Below are 17,802 nucleotides of genomic sequence, written 5' to 3'. Positions count from 1 at the left end.
TTATCCTTCTAATTTCTTTTTATATTAATTGTTAATAATATTTTTTTGTAATATTATTTAACTTTAAATTTTAAATTTTAAATTATAAAAATTTTTTTAAAATTGATTTTTTTCAACAATTATAATATAATTACATTAGTCATTATTTATTTTAGTATATTTTTATATTTTTATCAAATATTTTTAATATTTTATTCGAAAGATATTTGATATTGAAAGGTGTTGAAATTTTATATGGGAAGATGTTGTATTTCACAAAAATCAACTTTATTTGGCAATAAACGTAGTCATTCTATGAATGCAACCAAAAGAATTTGGAAAGTAAATTTACAGAGCATTCGTATCAAAGATGAAAATGGTAAAATTAAAAAAATTAAAATATCTGCCCGTTGTTTAAAAAAATTAAATTTTAGAAGAATCTGATTTATTTAATTTAATTAATTTTTTAGTTAAAAACAATAATGTTTATTTAGAAAGTATAAGGTTTTAGTTTTAATTATGTGTAAAAATATTGAAAATAAAAAAAATTTTATTTTTCGTTTTATTTTATTTATTATATCTTTTATGGTTTTGTTATTAAACTTTATAAATGAGTTTTTAATTTATGGTAAAAAAATTGAAAATATTTTTAGTTTAATTCAATGTAGTTATTTATTTTTATTTTTAATTTTAGTTGCAAGTTTTATTAATTCAAAAAATAAATTTATTAATAAATTACAATATAAAAAAATTACTTCTGAACTAAATTTTATTGCTTTGGTAAATGTTTTAATTTCGGTTGTGATTTTAACTGATTTTACTAAAAATACCGGATTAATTAGTACAATTTCTACAGATTCCTTTGGTATTTTTATTTATTTTTTTAATTATATTCTAAGTTATTTTATTTTACCTATTTTACTTTTATATTTTGTTTATTATAATTATTCTTTTCCGAGTTATAAAAATCTTTGGATTCTTTTAATTTTCCCATTTTTTTATTTTTTAATTGATTTTTCAATATATTTTTTTAAAAATTATTTTATAAATGGAATTAATTTTTTTAAAAATGATTTTCGATACACTCGTTTCATTTTACCAGAAATTCAAAAAAATCCAATATTATTAATTTTAAATTTAATTAAAATTATGTTTGTTTTTATTGTATTAGGTGGAAGTTTGATTTTTATTAAGAATTTAAAAACTCACAAATTATTTAAATTTTTTTTAATTGTTTTATCATTTTTTTTTATATCTCTAATTTTTTATAATAAATATGATTTACAACATATGAAAAAAGCTTTATTAGAACATAGAATACAAGGTTCTTTACAAAGTGTTGAGGCACAACATTTTGCGGATGAATTGAGTAGTAATATAACTAATAAAACTAAAGATGAATTAAAGTCTAATAATAAAAAAATTTTAGAATTAGGTGCTGGGATAGGAAATATTACTCAATATTTAGTTGATAAGTATGGAGTAGAAAATGTTGTTTCTGTCGAAATTAATTCTGCATCTTGTCGTGATTTAAGTCAACGTTTTCCTGATTTAACAGTTATTAATGGTGATGTAAAAGATATTGAAACATTATTATCACAAAAAGGAATTCAATTTACAAATATTGAAGGGATAATATCTACTTTACCAGTTACTATTTTGTCAAAGGAAATTGTTCAAAAATTAGATTTTTCAATTGAAAAAATTATGAAAGAAAACAAAGGAAACATCAAATATAAAGAATATCAACTTTTTCCATTTTTTGATATTATTCATAAAAATAAATTACACTTGCGTGAATATAATAAACAATTTAATTTAATAAAAAAATATGCTTTTACTAATTATTTTATACCCGTAGTTATTTTTGAATATACATTGAGTAAAGAAAAATTTGATGAAGAAAATTCAACATTTTTTTCTAATAATGATAGTTCTAGTAATCCCGATTTATCAACTTTTTTTGATAATAATTCAAATAATAATTATAAATTATCACATTTTCCATCTTCTTTATCAATTTATTCATCTCAAGAAGAAAATTCTAGAGATAATAATTCTGAAAATTTATCTGAAATTTCTATTAAAAAAACTAAAAATAAAAAAAAATTTTTGAGTAAGTTTAAGAATTTTATATATAAAATTTTTTAAAAAGATTTATTAAATAAAATATATTTTAATAAAAAAAAGTTATTTTCTATAATAGAAAATAACTTTTTTTATTTTATTTTTTCATTAAAAAAATTTAAACTATTAATTATTTTTTTAATAATAAAAGTTAAAAAAAATGGAGTTATTAAAATTGATAATGATTTCCATAATATATAATTTTTTTTAATTATTGTCAAAAGATTTATATTAGAACTATTACCACATAAATATTTATTAAAAAATATAAAAGATAAAGTATTAAATATTTGATAAAAAAATGAAATTAATACAAAAAAAATATAAAATTTGAAATAGCTATCTTTTTTTTTTAAAATTAAACCTGGTAAAACACCAAACAAAATAGCAATAATAATACTAATTATAGGATTATAAGCATATTTTAGATTTTTTAAAAAAAATCCTAATGTTTCTGATAAAAAAGAACCTAAAAAGGATAAATAAAAAGGAACGTAAAAAGACATTATTATTAATGGTAAAAATTTAATTGCGTAATCAAAGTTTCTAAATAATTTTATATTTTTGGGTTTTAATGGTATTATATTATTTATTTTTGTTAATACAATTGATAATGCCGATAAAAGAGATACTAAAACAATTTGTTTTAAAATTATTAAATTTTTTTTTGTCATTATATTAATTATTTCTCCTATAATAAAATTAAGTTATAAATTCAAAAATACGATCATAAATTTTAATTTTAATTTTAGACAAGTTAGCATCTTTTTTTATTAATTCTTCCTCGACACCTATTTTTTTTAAAAAAAAAGCAAATTTTTTAGTAGCTTCTTCATTATTAAAATCAGTTTTATAAAAAATTTTTGCTATTTTTTCTCCTTCAACAACAAAAAATCCTTGATTATCTTTTTTAATAATAAAATTAGGTTTTTCTTCTTCTAATGTGTATGTTTTAAAAGATGAATTTTCGCATAATGTTAAATTTATATCTTTTTGTTTTATCATTTCTAACATTTTATATTTTAATATTTTTAGATTTTGATTTTTTAATAATGAAGTGGGAATTATAATTTGATTTGATATTTTTTTTTGTAATTTTATTAATTTTGTTTTTGCACCTATCACATCCATTTTGTTGGCTACAATTATTTGTGGTTTTTTTAATAAATTTTTATTATACATTTTTAATTCTTGATTTAAATTTTCAATATCTTGTAATGGATTATCTTTGCTCATATCACACATATGTATCAAAAATCTGCATCTTTCGATATGTTTTAAAAATTTAATTCCCATTCCTCGTCCTAAATGCGCATTTGGTATTAATCCTGGCAAATCGGCTACAATAAAACTTTGATTTTCAACATAAACCATTCCTAAATGAGGTTTTAAAGTAGTAAAATGGTAATCAGCTATTTTTGGTTTGGCATCGGAAATTATAGAAATTAAAGTAGATTTACCTACACTAGGAAAACCTATTAAACCAACATCAGCTAGAATTTTTAATTCAGTTTTAATTTTTAAGCTTTCCCCTAAACTCCCCTTTTCTGCATATTTAGGAACTGGATTTTTAAAATTTGCTAAAGATTTATTACCTCTTCCTCCATTTCCTCCTTTTGCGATGGTTAATATTTCTTTATGTTTTAATATTTCTCCAATTATTTGATTTTTTAAATTATAGATAATAGTTCCTAAAGGAACTTTTATATAAATATTTTCAGCATTAGCACCATGTTTGTTTTTATTTTTGCCATTTTCACCATTTTCAGCTTTTAAGTGTTTTTGATATTTTAGTTTTAATAAGTTATTTTCGCCTTTTTCTCCTATAAAAAAAATAGAACCACCTTTCCCTCCGTTTCCTCCATCAGGACCACCAAAAGGAACATATTTTTCTTTTCTAAAAGAAACAATGCCATTGCCTCCATTACCGGCTTTAATTTCATTAATTGCTTCATCTATAAAATACATTTTATATAATTTTCCTTTAATTTTAGAATATTAAAATATAAAAAAATATAATAAGAATTTATATCTTTTTTTTTATATTTTCATAAACAGAAACTTGTTTTTTATTTTTTTTATTTGTAAATTTAATAAAACCATTTATTTTAGTAAATAAAGTGTAATCATTACCTAATCCCACATTATAACCGGGATGTATTTTTGTTCCTCTTTGACGATAAATAATAGAACCTGCAGTAGCATATTGACCGTCTGATAATTTTGCACCTAATCTTTTAGAATGGGAATCACGTCCATTACGAGTAGAACCTACTCCTTTTTTAGAAGCAAATAATTGAATATTTAACTTTAATAACATTTTTTTTCCTTATTAAATTCAAAAATTATTTCATTTTTGAATATTTTTTAATATAATTTTTATAATTTTTTTCTATTTCTTTTAATGAATATTCTAAATTATTTAATAAAATAATCATTATTGAATTTTGTTTTAATATTTTTAAATTTAAAAAACCATCTTTTAATATATAATCAATATTTTTTTGTAATCCTAACATCTTTAAACTATTCAAAGTTAAAATAATTGCTGTAGAAACTGCAGAACAAACGATATCATTATTTTTTTTATCGTATAAAGAATGACCGAAAACTTTAATTTTTTCTATTTTTTTATTTTTTTTATAAAAATAATAATAAATCATATTTTATTTAATTTATGCAATTATTTTTGTAATTAAAAGTTTAGTATAATTTTGTCTATGTCCTTTTTTACAACGATATTTTTTTTTACTTTTATATTTAAAAACAATAATTTTTTTCGCTTTTCCATGTTTAATTATTTGCGCTTGAACTTTAGCACCAGATACAAAAGGTTTACCTAAAATATTTTTTTTTCCACCAATAGCTAAAATTTCTTTAAATTCATAATTGCTTTTTTCCATAATTGATATTTTTTCTACAAAAATTTCTTGCCCTTCGGAAACTCTAAATTGTTTACTGCCGTTTTTTATTATTGCAAACATATTTTTTATCCTTTGTTTTGATTTTTTTATTTAATTTGATAAATTATTTTTGATATTTTTATTTTTCATCACATAACGATTATTTTTACTAATTTTGCATTTATAACAACAACTACCCCAAAATTTATGTTCATTCTCTTTGTTACAAAAGAATTGTTTATTACAAATTGGATTTGCACAATTAATATATCTTTCGCAAGGTTTATTGTCAAAATTATCTTTACCTACTATTTGATATTTTTGATCATTTATTTTAATAGCAATACGATTATCAAAAACATATAATTTACCATTCCATAAAATTTCTTTTGTGAAATTTTTATTACCATAAGTAATAATCCCACCTTTTAATTGATAAGTTTTAGAAAATCCTTTACTTTTTAAAAAAGCAGAAAATTTTTCACAACGTATTCCACCGGTACAATATGTTATAATTTTTTTATTTTTTAGTAAATTTTTATTTTTTTCTACCCACATTGGTAAATCGCGAAAATTTTTAATTTTAGGGTTGATTGCATTTTTAAAATGACCCAATTGAAATTCATAATCATTTCTAACATCTATTATAATATTGTCGGTATTTTTTAAATTTTCATGAAATTCTTTAGGATTTAAATAATTACTTTTTATTTTTGACATATCTATATCTTTATCTAGTTTTAGATTAACTATTTCTTTTTTAATTTTGATAGATAATTTATTGAATACGTTTTCTTTATATTTAGTAATTTTAAAATCAATACCATTAAAAATTTTATTTTTTTTCATTATTTCAATATATTGATTTATGTTTTCGATTTTTCCACATAAAGTACCATTAATTCCTTCATGAGAAATAATTATTCTACCTAAAAGTTTTAAATTTTGACAAAATTTTAAGTGTTTATTTTGGAAATATTTAAGATTTGTAATTTTGGTATATTTATAATATAAAATAATAATATATTCTTCCATTTTTTTCATAAAAAAATTAACCCTTTATTTATAAAAATTAATAACTCATTATTAATTGTAACATTTTATTTGTTAAATTTTTTTATTTTAAAAAATTTAACAAAAATAATAATGACCATAAATCATTTATTTATTTTAAAAGATTTATGATCATTTAAATATTTTATTTATAAAAAAACTAATTTTTAAAAAAAATTATAACCAATGTGTAAATTCTTCAGCTTCTAGTTTGAAAGTTTTTGATTTTTCATTTTGTTTAGCTTTTTTTCCTATTGCTACTATTAAAATTGGTAAGTATTTTTTTTCAATGTTAAAAAATTCATTCAATTTTTTTTTATTGAAACCACCAATAGGACATGTTTCATAACCATAATTTTTAGCAGATAACATTAATTGTAAAGATACAATACCACATTCTAAAAAAAGTTCATTTTTTATTTCTTCATTAGTCATAGAATCATAATAATTATTTATTTTTTTAAATATTATTTCTTTTTTTGATATTTCTAAATTATTATATATTTTTTTTTTTAATTCTTTTTTATATATATTACCAAAAATTAAAATCATAGCTGAACTAGTTTCTAATTGATTTCGATTTCCATCATCTAAACAAATAGCTAATTTTTTTTTATTTTCTAATGTTTCAATAATAAAAAAATGCCACGGTTGAAGATTAAAAGAAGAGGGAGCATATGAAGTATCTTTTATAATTTTTTTAAAAATATTTCTTGGTATTTTGTGATTGATTTCAAAATTACGAACTGTTCTTCTAGAAGTTAATAAATTCATTTTAAAAAATCCTTATTTTAACTTTATTTTTATTTACAATAAAATTTTATTAATTTTTCAATTCTTTAAATTCATTATTGATTCAAAAACATCAATTTTTGATTTAAAAATTTTAATTTATTTATATATGGTTCTAATTCTTTTATGTTTTTTTCTCCACAATTAACTTGACATAAACCCCTTTTTATTATACTAGTTGTAGTTTGTAAATTTATAATAAATTTTTTATTAAATTTTTTATTAAATTTGTTAAAATTGTTATCTGTTTCATCTAATAAATTTAAAATTTTTTCTTTTTGTATTTTTGGCAAATCATTATTTATTGTTGATATTAATGATGCCTGAATATTTATATTTAAAATTAAAGTTAAAATTAAGAATAGAAATAAAATTGTTTTTTTTCTTTTATTTATAATTTTCATTTTTTATTTTAAGCTTTCTTTTGTTTATTATTTATATTTTTTATTTATTTTAATTAAATAAAATATTAGATATATTAGTTAAAGATAAATAAAATATTAAATTTGTTAGTTAAAATATTTTTTTTTATAGTTATTATTTAATATTTAGAGCTTTTAAACCTGCTAAATTTAATATACTTAAAGGTTTATTAAAATGTGGTTGAAAGAAGAAATCTATTAATGATAATTCTTCAACAGTCATATTTTTTTGAATACAAACGCTTAAAGTATTTATTTTTTCTGTTAAGTCTGACTTAGAAATAATTTGACCACCTAAAATTTTACGAGAAATTTTATCAAATACTATTTTTAATAATACTTTATCATATTGAGGCATAAATTCTGGTCTATTAGCATCTTTAATAATTACAGAATCATAATTATTTCCTAATTTTTTAGCTACACTTTCATTTAAACCAGTAGAAGCAATGTGCCAATCATAAATTTTAATACCGCTTGTTCCTTGAGTTCCTAAATATTTAAATTTTGGTGTTTCAATATTTAAACCTACAATCATTCCTGTTCTAATAGCGTTAGTTGCTAAAGGAATGTATTTTGGTTCTTGTGTAGGATTATAATAACTATTTATGCAATCACCACACGCATAAACATCTGGATGAGAAGTTACCATGAATTCATCAATTAATATAGCTCCATTATCTGAAACTTTTATTTTATCTTTTATTAAATTTGTATCTGGTCTAAAACCAATACACATAATTAACATTTCAGTTTCAAAAGTTGATTTTTCAGTATGAACTTTAGTTATTAGTTCTCCTTCAACATCAAAGCCAGTAATTTTTTGATTTAAAGCTAAATGAACACCGTTATCTTGTAATGTTTTTTCAGCTATATCAGTAAATTCTTTATCTAAATATTTAGGCATAATTCTTTTTTCTGCATCTATTAAAACTATTTTTTTACCTTGTACTGCTAAAGCTTCTGCTAATTCAATACCGATATATCCAGCTCCAACTATTGTGATTTTATCAATATTTTTAATATATTTTATAATATTATTTGCATGATTAAAATTTTTAGATAATAAAATATTTTTTGATTTTATTCCTTCTAATTGTGGTATGATAGGCCAAGAACCTAAAGCTAAAACTAATTTATCAAAATTGTCAATAAATTCTTTATTTGTTTCTAAATTTTTAATTAAAATTTGTTTTTGTTTTAAATTTATTTCCATAACTTCATGTTTTAATTTAATTTCTGCTCCAATATTTGAAAGTTCATCTTGATTAGAATAAAATAATCCATTTTTATCTTTAACAACTCCTTCTATGTATAAAGCTATACCACAAGAAAGAAATGAAATGTTATCATTTTTGTCATAAATAGTTAATTTTGTTTGAGGATTATTTTTTTTAATAGTTTTTGCAGCCGCTGTTCCTGCGTGAGTACAACCAATTATAATTACTTTCATTATTTTATATGAAACTCCTTCCAACATTTTTTTTATATGTATATTAATATATTAAGCTCATTTACATTATAATATATTTTTATTTTATCATGTATTTAAATATATCTAAAACTATTATATCTAACAATATTATTTTAATCTTATATGAAATTATATTCAAGTATTTTTTTAAATATTTTTTAATTTTTATTATATATTTAAAAATATTTTAATTTTTTATCATAATTATATTTATTAAAATAACTTTTGTTGTTATAATATTATAAAACTTTTATTTTATAATAAACTTAATTTAATATTTTAGATATTAAACTATTTTAAAATGGTGTTTAAAAATGCAAATAAAAAAATTAAATAATAAACAAAAAAGAATTAGAAATTTTTCTATTATTGCACATGTTGATCATGGTAAATCAACTTTAGCTGATAGAATTTTAGAAATTACTAATACAGTTGAAAAAAGACTTATGCAAAAGCAATTTTTAGATTCTATGGACTTAGAAAAAGAACGTGGTATTACTATTAAATTAAATGCTGTTCAAATCATTTTTAATGATAAAAAAGGTGACGAATATATTATGCATTTAATTGATACTCCTGGACATGTAGATTTTAATTATGAAGTTTCTCGTGCTCTTGCTGCTTGTGAAGGGGTTATTTTAGTTGTTGACGCAACACAAGGTATTCAAGCACAAACTTTAAGTAATTTTTATTTAGCAATAGAAAATAATTTATTAATAATTCCTGTAATTAATAAAATTGATTTACCAAATGCTGATGTTAATAAAGTTCAAAGAGAAATTAAATCAACTTTAGGCATTGAACCAGAAAATACTATTTTAGTAAGTGGTAAAACTGGTATAGGAGTTTCAGAAATTTTAGAAAAAATTATTTCTGATATTCCATCACCAAAAGGAGATATTAATGAACCTTTTCAGTCTTTAGTTTTTGACTCTTTTTTTGATCCTTATAAAGGAGTTGTTTCTTTGATTAGAGTTTTTAATGGAAAGATTCAAAAAGGGGATCAAATTCGTTTTATGTCTAACAATGAAGTTTATGAAGTTTCAGAAGTTGGTGTTTATAGTCCATTTCAAACTCCCAAACCTTTTTTATTTGTAGGAGAAGTAGGTTATTTAGCTGCTTCTATCAAAAGTATTGATAAAGTTCGAGTTGGTGATACTATTACTAATCATAAAAATCCAACTAAACAACGTTTACCTGGTTATCGTAAAATTCAACCTGTTGTATTTTGTGGTCTTTATCCAATTACTTGTAGTAAATATGAAACTTTAAAATCAGCTTTAGAAAAATTGAAGTTAAATGATGCTTCATTAACTTTTGAACCAGAAACTTCGGTTGCTTTAGGATTGGGTTTTAGAATAGGTTTTTTAGGTCTTTTACATATGGAAATTATTCAAGAAAGGATTAGTAGAGAATTTGATATAGAAGCTATTACTACTGCTCCTTCTGTAATTTATCATGTTTATACTAAAAAAGGTGAAAAAATTTTAGTTGATAATCCTTCTAAATGGCCTAATGCTCAAATAATTGAAAGAGTAGAAGAACCTTTCATAAAAGCAAATATAATTTGCCCACGAATTTATATTGGAACTGTTATGACACTTTCACAAAGTAAAAGAGGAAAATTAAAAGATATTAGTTATTTAGATAAAAATATAGCTATGATAATTTATTTTTTTCCACTTTCTGAAATTATGTATAATTATTTTGATAAATTAAAATCTATCACTAAAGGTTATGCTTCTTTTGAATATGAAATAGATAGTTATCAATCTTCATCTTTACAAAAAATGGATATTTTATTAAATGGAGATGTTATTGATGCTCTTTCTATTATTGTTCATAAAGATTTTGCTTATTTTAGAGGAAAAGTAATTTGTTCAAAATTAATGGAATGTATTCCTAAACAAATGTTTGAAGTTCCTATTCAAATAGCAATCGGAAAACGAGTTATTGTAAGAGAAAATATTAAATCTATGCGTAAAGATGTTATTTCTAAATGTTATGGTGGAGATGTTAGTCGAAAAAAAAAATTATTATCTAAACAAAAAGAAGGTAAAAAGAAAATGAAAAATTTAGGAAAAGTTAAATTGCCACAAAAAGCTTTTTTAGCTATTCTTTCTACTGAATAAAATGGAATAAATTTTATTTTTTAATAAATTATAATTTATTTTAGATTATTTTTTAAATTTCTTATTTCAAAAAATATAAAATATTTTTTTATTAAATTAATATTGTTTTTTTATTATATATATTTAATTATTTTTTATTTAAAAATATTATAATTATTTTTATTTATATTAATATTTTTAGAAAGAAGTTGAATTTATGACTAATTTGATCGAATTAAAAGATATTACTAAAACAATTGATGAACAATTAGTTTTAAGAGGTGTTAGTCTTGAAATTAAAACTAATGAGTTTGTTACTTTATTGGGTCCTTCTGGCTGTGGGAAAACTACTATTTTAAAAATTATTGGCGGATTTGAAAATCCTAACAATGGTGATCTTTTATTTGAAGGTAAAAGTATTTTACAAATACCTGCTCATAAAAGACCAATTAATACTGTTTTTCAAAAATATTCTTTATTTCCTCATTTAAATGTCTTTGAAAATATTGCTTTTGGTTTAAGAATTAAAGATTTTAATTTATTGATTAAACAAAAAATAAAAATTTTTAAAAATGATAACAAACAAGAAATATATAATTTAAAACAAATTTATCAAATTAAAATTCAAGAGTTATTAAATATTTTAAAATATGTTAATATTACTAATAAAGATAAAATTAAATTTCAAATTAAGGAATTAAAACAAAAATTAAAAATAGAAATTTTTAATTTTAAAAATGATTTTAATTTTAAATTAAATGAAATGTATGATAAAATTTTGAATAAAAAAGAAATTGAGTTGTTGATTCATCAAAAAGTTTTTAAATATTTAAAAATTGTTGGTTTAGAAAATTTTGAAAATCGAAATATTAATCAATTATCTGGAGGGCAACAACAAAGAGTAGCAATAGCTAGGGCTTTAATTAATGAGCCAAAAGTGTTGTTGTTAGATGAACCTTTAGCTGCTTTAGATTTAAAATTAAGACAAGAAATGCAATATGAATTAAAACAAATTCAAAGAAATTCAGGAATTACTTTTATTTTTGTTACACATGATCAAGAAGAAGCTTTAACTATGAGTGATAAAATATTAGTTATGCATCAAGGTGAAGTACAACAAATAGGAACTCCAGAAGATATTTATAATGAACCAACTAATAATTTTGTTGCTAAATTTATAGGAGAATCTAATTTAATTTCTGGAATAATGAAAGATGATTATTTGGTATTTTTTGATAATCAAGAATTTAAATGTATTGACTATGGTTTTAAAAAAAATGAAAAAGTAGATATTGTTATTAGACCCGAAGATATTGATATTGTAAAAGAAGAAAAGGGTTTGATAACTGGCCAAGTTATTTTAGTAGCTTTTAAAGGAATTCATTGGGAAATTAATGTAGAAACTTCTTATAGAGTATATATTATTCATACAACAGATTATGTTAAATTTAATACTTTTGTTGGACTTTTTTTTAATCCTGAAGATTTACATGTTATGGAAATATGGTAATGGTTTATAGAAAAAAAAATTATTTATATAAGATATCATTAATTCCTTATTATTTAGTTTTAACATTTTTTGTTTTATTACCTATTTTTTTTATTCTTTTAAATTCTTTTCAAGAAACTAATAATGAAGGTTTTTTTAATACTACTTTTACTTTAAAATATTATCGTTCTCTTTTTAATAATTTTTCTTTTTTTTATATTTTATTAAGATCTTTATCAATATCTATTATTACTGTTTTTTTACTTTTTATAATATCTTATCCCTTGGGTTATATTGTTTCTAAATTTAATCCTTTAACACAAGGAATTTTAGTTTTATTAATTAATGGTATGATTTGGATTAACATGATTTTAAAAACACAAGCATTAGTTCAAATTTTTAGTTTTTTGGAAAAAATTTTTCACATTACAATTTTAGAAACTAATTTATCTATGTTTATTGGCTTTATTTATTTATTTTTGCCTTATATGTTTTTACCTATTTATTTAAGTATTATTTCTATAGATCCTCATTTAATTAATATTGCTAAAGATCTTGGCGCTAATGAAACACAAGTTTTTAAAAAAATTATTTTTCCTTTATCTTTCAATGAGTCTTTTATAGGATGTATTTTAGTTTCTTTTCAAGTGGTTACAAATATTGTAGTTTCTAAATATCTTGGAAATTCAACTATTCCTATGATTTCTGAATTAATAGAAAATAAAACTCTTTTAATTGGCGATATTCAAAGTGTTTGTTCTATTGCTGTTAATTTAATATTATTAATGTTGTTAGTTTTTATTTTTTGTAAAAAAAGCAAATAATTTAAAGGTATTGTTAAAATTATGTTTAAAAAAAATTTTTTAGATTATTTTTATTTAAATTTAATATTATTATTTATTTATATTCCTGTTTTATCTTTAATAATTTTTTCTTTTAATCAAGCAGAGGGTAGAATTGCTTCTTTAGTAAATTGGGAACGTTTTGGTTTTCAATGGTATATTAAAATTTTCAGTAATTCTGCTATTAGAAATTCTATTTTTGTGACTTTTAAAATTGCTATTTTTTCTACTTTAATTTCAACTATTATAGGAACTTTAGCAGCAATTTCTTTGACTCAAAATAAATTAAAATGGCAAAATTTTATTTTAAATTTAAATCAAATTTCTTTTGTTATTCCAGAAATAATTATTGCTTTGGCTTTATTTGTTTTTTTTGGTTTTATTAGATTAGAAAATGGTTTTTTAAGAATGCTTTTTGCTCATATTTCATTTAGCGTTCCTTATGTTTTAGCTACTGTTTTTCCTAAATGTAGTAATTTTGAAATAAATTTATTTGAAGCTGCTTATGATTTAGGAGCTAATCCTTTACAAACTTTAATTAGAGTTGTTTTACCACAATTAAAAAGTGTTATTTTAGCAGCCGCTAGCTTAGCTTTTGCCTTATCATTTGACGATTTTATTATATCTTATTTTGTAGGAGGATCGGATTATCAAAATATATCCTCTTATATTTATAGTTTAAAAGGAACTATTAATCCTGCTATTAACGCATTATCATCCATTTTGATTTTATTTATATTTTTTAAAATTTTTATTAATTATTTAAAATTAAGAAAAGAATCTATTTTTAAATGAAAAAAAATATTTTTATTTTTATTTTTATTTTTATTTTTATTTTTATTTTATTATTTTTTTATTATTCAAATAAAAAAAATAAAAAAACAACTATAACTTTATTTAATTGGGGAGAGTTTATTAATGATGAAATTATTGAAGAATTTAATAAAACAGATCCAGATTTTGAAATTAAACAAAGTTTTTTTGTTTCTAATGAATTAGCAATAAATAAAATTAAAACAGGAAATGTTTATGATATTGTTATTTTAAGTGAATATGCTATAGAACAATTACAAAAAGATAATTATTTAAAACAAATGTTTTTAGGTTCCGATGGCCTCTTTGAAAATTTAAAAGAAAAACCAAATTTAAATAAATTTTTATCAAAAATTTTAGAAAAAAATGGTGCTTTTAATAAAGAAATTTTTTACAATAGTGAAAATAAAAATAAAGGTTTTTATGCGATACCTTATGTTTGGGGTAATGTTGGTTTATTATATAATAAGAAAATTTTTACAGATATGAATATGAAAATTAAGGATTGGAAAAGTATATTTAAAAAACCCGAAATGAAAATATCTTTATATAATAACCCTAAAGATGTTTTATTCATGGGTTTAAAAGCTACCGGTTGTGATAGTAAAAATATAAAAAAACCTTCGGATGAAGAAATTACAAATGCTAAAGAATGGTTAATAGATTTGAAAAAACAAAATTCTCAGCTTTCTTTTGTTACAGATCAAATATTGGATAATATGAAAGAAAAAAATAATGAACGTTATGACATATCATTAGTTTATTCTGGCGATGCTGCTTTTTTAATGGAAAAAAATGATAATTTAGACTATTATACTTTTAATGATAAAGATGAAACAAATAAAGGAACTAATATTTGGGTTGATGGTATTATTATTCCTAAAAATTCTAATATAAAAGGGGCTAATAAATTTATTAATTTTTTGTTTAAGGAAGATAATTTAAAAAAAAATTATGATTATATTAAATATGCTTCTCCTTATTCTGAAGAAAATAAAATTATTAGTAATGATTCGATTGAACAAGATGTGATATATAATTATGATAAAGAATTAAATAAAAAAATTTTTGATGCTTGGTATGAAATTTATTCAGCTTCTATTAGAAGTGATAAGTGGTTATTTATTTTTAGTTTTTTGATAATTATTTTTATATTATTATTTAATTTATTTTTTTCTTATTCCAAAAAAAAATTAAATCCTCATTAAAATAATTAATATTTTAAATGAGGACATTTTTATTTTAGATAAATTTTAAAATTTTAATAATTTTATTACTTAATAAATTTTTTATACTTTAAAATAATTGAATTTTATAAAAAAAATTTATTAAATTTAAAATTTATGGCGGAGTAGAAGGGATTCGAACCCTTGCGCCGATTGCTCGGACTACGTCTTTAGCAGGGACGCCTCTTATAACCGCTTGAGTACTACTCCATTTATTTTATTCTATATAATTCTTTATATTTTATATATTTAAATAATAACTTATTTTATTATAAATTTATAATAAAGTCAAATTTTTTTTAATTTATAGTTGTTAATATTGCTAATGCTACAGCATATTTTTCACTATGTGAAATAGAAATCATAATTTTTTTTTTTTTATCTAAATTTTTGATATAAGGTTCTCCTAATTTATTATTTAAAATCGTATATGAACAAAAATTGTTTTTTTTATTTTTACTAGTATATGAAGTTTTAAAAATAGCTTCTTTTGCTGCCCATCTGCCAGTAATAAAACTTAATTTTCTTTTAATATTTTTTATATTTAAAAATATATTATATTCTTCTGGAGATAAAATTTTTTTAGATATTTTTTCTATACCTATTTTTTCAATTTTTTTAATCTCTATAATATCTATACCAATATTTTCAATTTTCATTATTTTCTTTCTTTTATGAAATAATTTTTATTTTTAATATTTATTAATTTTTATTTTATCAAAGTTTTTTACTTTATAAAATTTTAATTATTGAAATTGTTTCATTTTTATGATTATAAAATCATATAATATTTTATTTTTTATTATAATATTTAAAAAAATTTAAACATTTTTAAAATTTATATTTAAATATCTTGAAATTTTAAATAAATTAGTTATAATATATTTAGGTTTCATTAAACCGAAAGTATTAAAATTAAATAAAAGGGGTATATATTTTTAATTATGTCAGAAAAAGAAACAAAACATTCTACAGAAAAGATAAAAGGTGTTTGTAGATGGTTTAATAGTAGTAAAGGTTACGGATTTTTAAAAAAATTAGACAGTGACTTTCAAGATATCTTTTTTCATCAAACTGACATTCAATGCGATGGTTTTAGATCTTTAGATGAAGGCGAAGAAGTTGAATTTACTCTTGTTCAAGGAGAAAAAGGACCACAAGCTATTGATATTGTTCGTTTAACAAAACAACAACAAAAATAGTAAAAAAATAAATTAATTATAATTATTTTAATTAAAAAAACTTGAAAAAACAAGTTTTTTTTAATTTATTATTTATAAATATTTTTTTAAAATATTTCAATTAAAAAATTAAGTGGTGTATCTTAATGCAAAAATTTACTAGTGAATCAGTTACTAAAGGTCATCCAGATAAAGTAGCAGATCAAATTTCTGATGCTTTATTAGATGCTTTTTTAGAACAGAAAAAAGATGCTAGAGTTGCTATTGAAACTATTGTAACTGCTAAAACAGTTTTTGTTTTAGGTGAAGTTGAGCCGAATATTTTTATTGATTATAATAATATTATTAAAAAAATTGTTCGCTCTATAGGTTATGATAGGAGAGAAGAAAATTTTTCTTATCAAGATTTAGAAATTATTAATAAAATACATTATCAATCGAAAGAAATTTCTTTAGTTGTTGATAAAAATGTACCAGGTGATCAAGGTTTGATGTTTGGTTATGCCACTAATGAAACATCTTCTTTTTTACCTTTGGGTTTTGATTTATCAAAAAAACTTTCTTTAAAGTTGACAGAAGTTAGAGAAAATAAAATTATTCCTTTTTTACGACCAGATGGAAAAACTCAAATAACTATGGTTCATGATTTCAATAATAAACCATTATATATTGATTCAATAGTTATTTCTACACAACATGAAGCTAATATCGATAGAAAAATTTTAATTGATGCTATTAAAAAAGAAGTAATAATACCAGTTATCGATAATAATTTTGTTAATTCTAAAACAAATTATTATATTAATCCTGCAGGATCTTTTGTTAATGGCGGACCTAATGCAGATACTGGATTAACAGGTCGAAAAATTATTTCAGATACTTATGGTGGTTATTCTCGTCATGGCGGCGGTGCTTTCAGTGGTAAAGATTCTTCTAAAATTGACCGTAGTGCTTCTTATATGGCAAGATATTTAGCAAAAAATATTGTTGCTTCAGGAATTTGTGATATTTGTGAAATTCAAATTTCTTATGCTATAGGTATTGAATATCCTATGGGAATTTATATTAATACTTTTAATACAAATAAAGTTTCTGAAAAAATAATTTTACAAACAATTAAAAATAATTTTGATTTAAAAATTAAAGGAATTATACAAACATTAGATTTACAAAATCCTATTTATCAAAGAACAGCTTCTGAAGGACATTTTGGTAATTATAAAAATAATTTTTCTTGGGAAAAAATAGATAAAAAAAATATTTTTGAAAAATTACTTTAATTTTTATTTTTATAAATTATAATATTGATAATTTACTATTATTTTTATTTATATTTTTTTTAATAAATTTTATATTTTTACTTAAAATTTTGTATAATACAATTGTGTAT

19 protein-coding genes and 1 tRNA gene are annotated in these 17,802 nt (G+C 20.2%); 9 read left to right on the top strand and 11 right to left on the bottom strand.

Annotation, left to right across the window (positions count from 1 at the left end):
* Positions 1-234: 234 nt before the first annotated feature.
* Positions 235-423: a 50S ribosomal protein L28 gene (gene rpmB, locus ACLHHF_RS00720; RefSeq protein WP_411307920.1), complete on the top strand. Its 189-nt coding sequence runs from the start codon at positions 235-237 to the stop codon at positions 421-423.
* A gap of 75 nt (positions 424-498) precedes the next feature.
* Positions 499-2,130 (top strand): SAM-dependent methyltransferase, encoded by a 1,632-nt coding sequence (locus ACLHHF_RS00715; RefSeq protein ID WP_411307919.1) that lies wholly within the window; start codon positions 499-501, stop codon positions 2,128-2,130.
* Between the two features lie 68 nt (positions 2,131-2,198).
* On the opposite strand, the gene ACLHHF_RS00710 is transcribed toward ACLHHF_RS00715, so the two are convergent.
* The 9 genes from ACLHHF_RS00710 to ACLHHF_RS00670 all read right to left on the bottom strand — a co-directional run bounded on the left by ACLHHF_RS00710 (position 2,199) and on the right by ACLHHF_RS00670 (position 8,729).
* On the bottom strand, positions 2,199-2,780 hold the full coding sequence (locus ACLHHF_RS00710) for an ECF transporter S component (RefSeq protein WP_411307918.1): 582 nt from the start codon (positions 2,778-2,780) through the stop codon (positions 2,199-2,201).
* 28 nt (positions 2,781-2,808) lie between these two features.
* A complete protein-coding gene (gene obgE, locus ACLHHF_RS00705) occupies positions 2,809-4,074 on the bottom strand; it encodes a GTPase ObgE (RefSeq protein WP_411307917.1) in 1,266 nt (421 codons plus the stop codon).
* Between the two features lie 58 nt (positions 4,075-4,132).
* Positions 4,133-4,426 carry a 50S ribosomal protein L27 gene (gene rpmA / locus ACLHHF_RS00700; protein WP_411307915.1) on the bottom strand — a complete coding sequence of 98 codons (294 nt, stop codon included), beginning with the start codon at positions 4,424-4,426 and terminating at the stop codon, positions 4,133-4,135.
* A 25-nt stretch (positions 4,427-4,451) separates the two neighbouring features.
* Positions 4,452-4,769, bottom strand: coding sequence for a ribosomal-processing cysteine protease Prp (locus ACLHHF_RS00695; protein WP_411307914.1), 318 nt, complete (start codon positions 4,767-4,769; stop codon positions 4,452-4,454).
* Between the two features lie 12 nt (positions 4,770-4,781).
* On the bottom strand, positions 4,782-5,090 hold the full coding sequence (gene rplU, locus ACLHHF_RS00690; RefSeq protein ID WP_411307913.1) for a 50S ribosomal protein L21: 309 nt from the start codon (positions 5,088-5,090) through the stop codon (positions 4,782-4,784).
* 30 nt (positions 5,091-5,120) lie between these two features.
* Entirely contained in the window at positions 5,121-6,053 is a 933-nt protein-coding gene (gene trhO, locus ACLHHF_RS00685; RefSeq protein ID WP_411307912.1) for an oxygen-dependent tRNA uridine(34) hydroxylase TrhO, read from the bottom strand.
* Positions 6,054-6,239: 186 nt separating this feature from the next.
* The gene (locus ACLHHF_RS00680) at positions 6,240-6,836 is read right to left on the bottom strand and encodes a nitroreductase family protein (protein ID WP_411307911.1); all 597 of its coding nucleotides are present in this window, start codon (positions 6,834-6,836) and stop codon (positions 6,240-6,242) included.
* 74 nt (positions 6,837-6,910) lie between these two features.
* Positions 6,911-7,258: a hypothetical protein gene (locus ACLHHF_RS00675; RefSeq protein ID WP_411307910.1), complete on the bottom strand. Its 348-nt coding sequence runs from the start codon at positions 7,256-7,258 to the stop codon at positions 6,911-6,913.
* 133 nt (positions 7,259-7,391) lie between these two features.
* Entirely contained in the window at positions 7,392-8,729 is a 1,338-nt protein-coding gene (locus ACLHHF_RS00670; protein WP_411307909.1) for an FAD-dependent oxidoreductase, read from the bottom strand.
* 335 nt (positions 8,730-9,064) lie between these two features.
* On the opposite strand from ACLHHF_RS00670, the gene lepA reads away from it, so the two are divergent.
* From lepA to ACLHHF_RS00645, 5 genes are all read left to right on the top strand, one after another.
* Complete coding sequence (lepA, locus tag ACLHHF_RS00665) at positions 9,065-10,882, top strand: translation elongation factor 4 (RefSeq protein ID WP_411307908.1); 1,818 nt, start codon at positions 9,065-9,067, stop codon at positions 10,880-10,882.
* Between the two features lie 196 nt (positions 10,883-11,078).
* Positions 11,079-12,371, top strand: a complete 1,293-nt coding sequence (locus ACLHHF_RS00660; protein WP_411307907.1) for an ABC transporter ATP-binding protein — start codon at positions 11,079-11,081, stop codon at positions 12,369-12,371.
* Entirely contained in the window at positions 12,371-13,174 is an 804-nt protein-coding gene (locus ACLHHF_RS00655) for an ABC transporter permease (protein ID WP_411307906.1), read from the top strand. The genes ACLHHF_RS00660 and ACLHHF_RS00655 overlap by 1 nt, the downstream gene beginning before the upstream one ends.
* 21 nt (positions 13,175-13,195) lie before the next feature.
* Positions 13,196-13,987 (top strand): ABC transporter permease, encoded by a 792-nt coding sequence (locus ACLHHF_RS00650; RefSeq protein ID WP_411307905.1) that lies wholly within the window; start codon positions 13,196-13,198, stop codon positions 13,985-13,987.
* Complete coding sequence (locus ACLHHF_RS00645; protein WP_411307904.1) at positions 13,984-15,213, top strand: extracellular solute-binding protein; 1,230 nt, start codon at positions 13,984-13,986, stop codon at positions 15,211-15,213. Before ACLHHF_RS00650 ends, ACLHHF_RS00645 begins: the two co-directional genes overlap by 4 nt.
* Before the next feature lie 136 nt (positions 15,214-15,349).
* Here the strand turns inward: ACLHHF_RS00645 and ACLHHF_RS00640 are convergent.
* Both ACLHHF_RS00640 and ACLHHF_RS00635 read right to left on the bottom strand, forming a co-directional pair.
* Positions 15,350-15,441: transfer RNA gene (locus tag ACLHHF_RS00640), tRNA-Ser, on the bottom strand.
* An 89-nt stretch (positions 15,442-15,530) separates the two neighbouring features.
* Positions 15,531-15,890 carry a holo-ACP synthase gene (locus ACLHHF_RS00635; RefSeq protein ID WP_411307903.1) on the bottom strand — a complete coding sequence of 120 codons (360 nt, stop codon included), beginning with the start codon at positions 15,888-15,890 and terminating at the stop codon, positions 15,531-15,533.
* 285 nt (positions 15,891-16,175) lie between these two features.
* Here ACLHHF_RS00635 and ACLHHF_RS00630 point away from each other — a divergent pair, with 285 nt between their 5' ends.
* Both ACLHHF_RS00630 and metK read left to right on the top strand, forming a co-directional pair.
* Entirely contained in the window at positions 16,176-16,433 is a 258-nt protein-coding gene (locus ACLHHF_RS00630) for a cold shock domain-containing protein (RefSeq protein ID WP_411307902.1), read from the top strand.
* A 125-nt stretch (positions 16,434-16,558) separates the two neighbouring features.
* Positions 16,559-17,692, top strand: a complete 1,134-nt coding sequence (metK, locus tag ACLHHF_RS00625) for a methionine adenosyltransferase (protein ID WP_411307901.1) — start codon at positions 16,559-16,561, stop codon at positions 17,690-17,692.
* Positions 17,693-17,802: the final 110 nt, after the last annotated feature.

This window comes from Candidatus Phytoplasma pyri (assembly GCF_046600495.1).
Classification (GTDB): Bacteria; Bacillota_I; Bacilli_A; order Acholeplasmatales; family Acholeplasmataceae; genus Phytoplasma; species Phytoplasma pyri.
The sequence above is the reverse complement of the archived record's forward strand: the minus strand, read 5'-3'. Positions and strand labels throughout refer to the sequence as shown.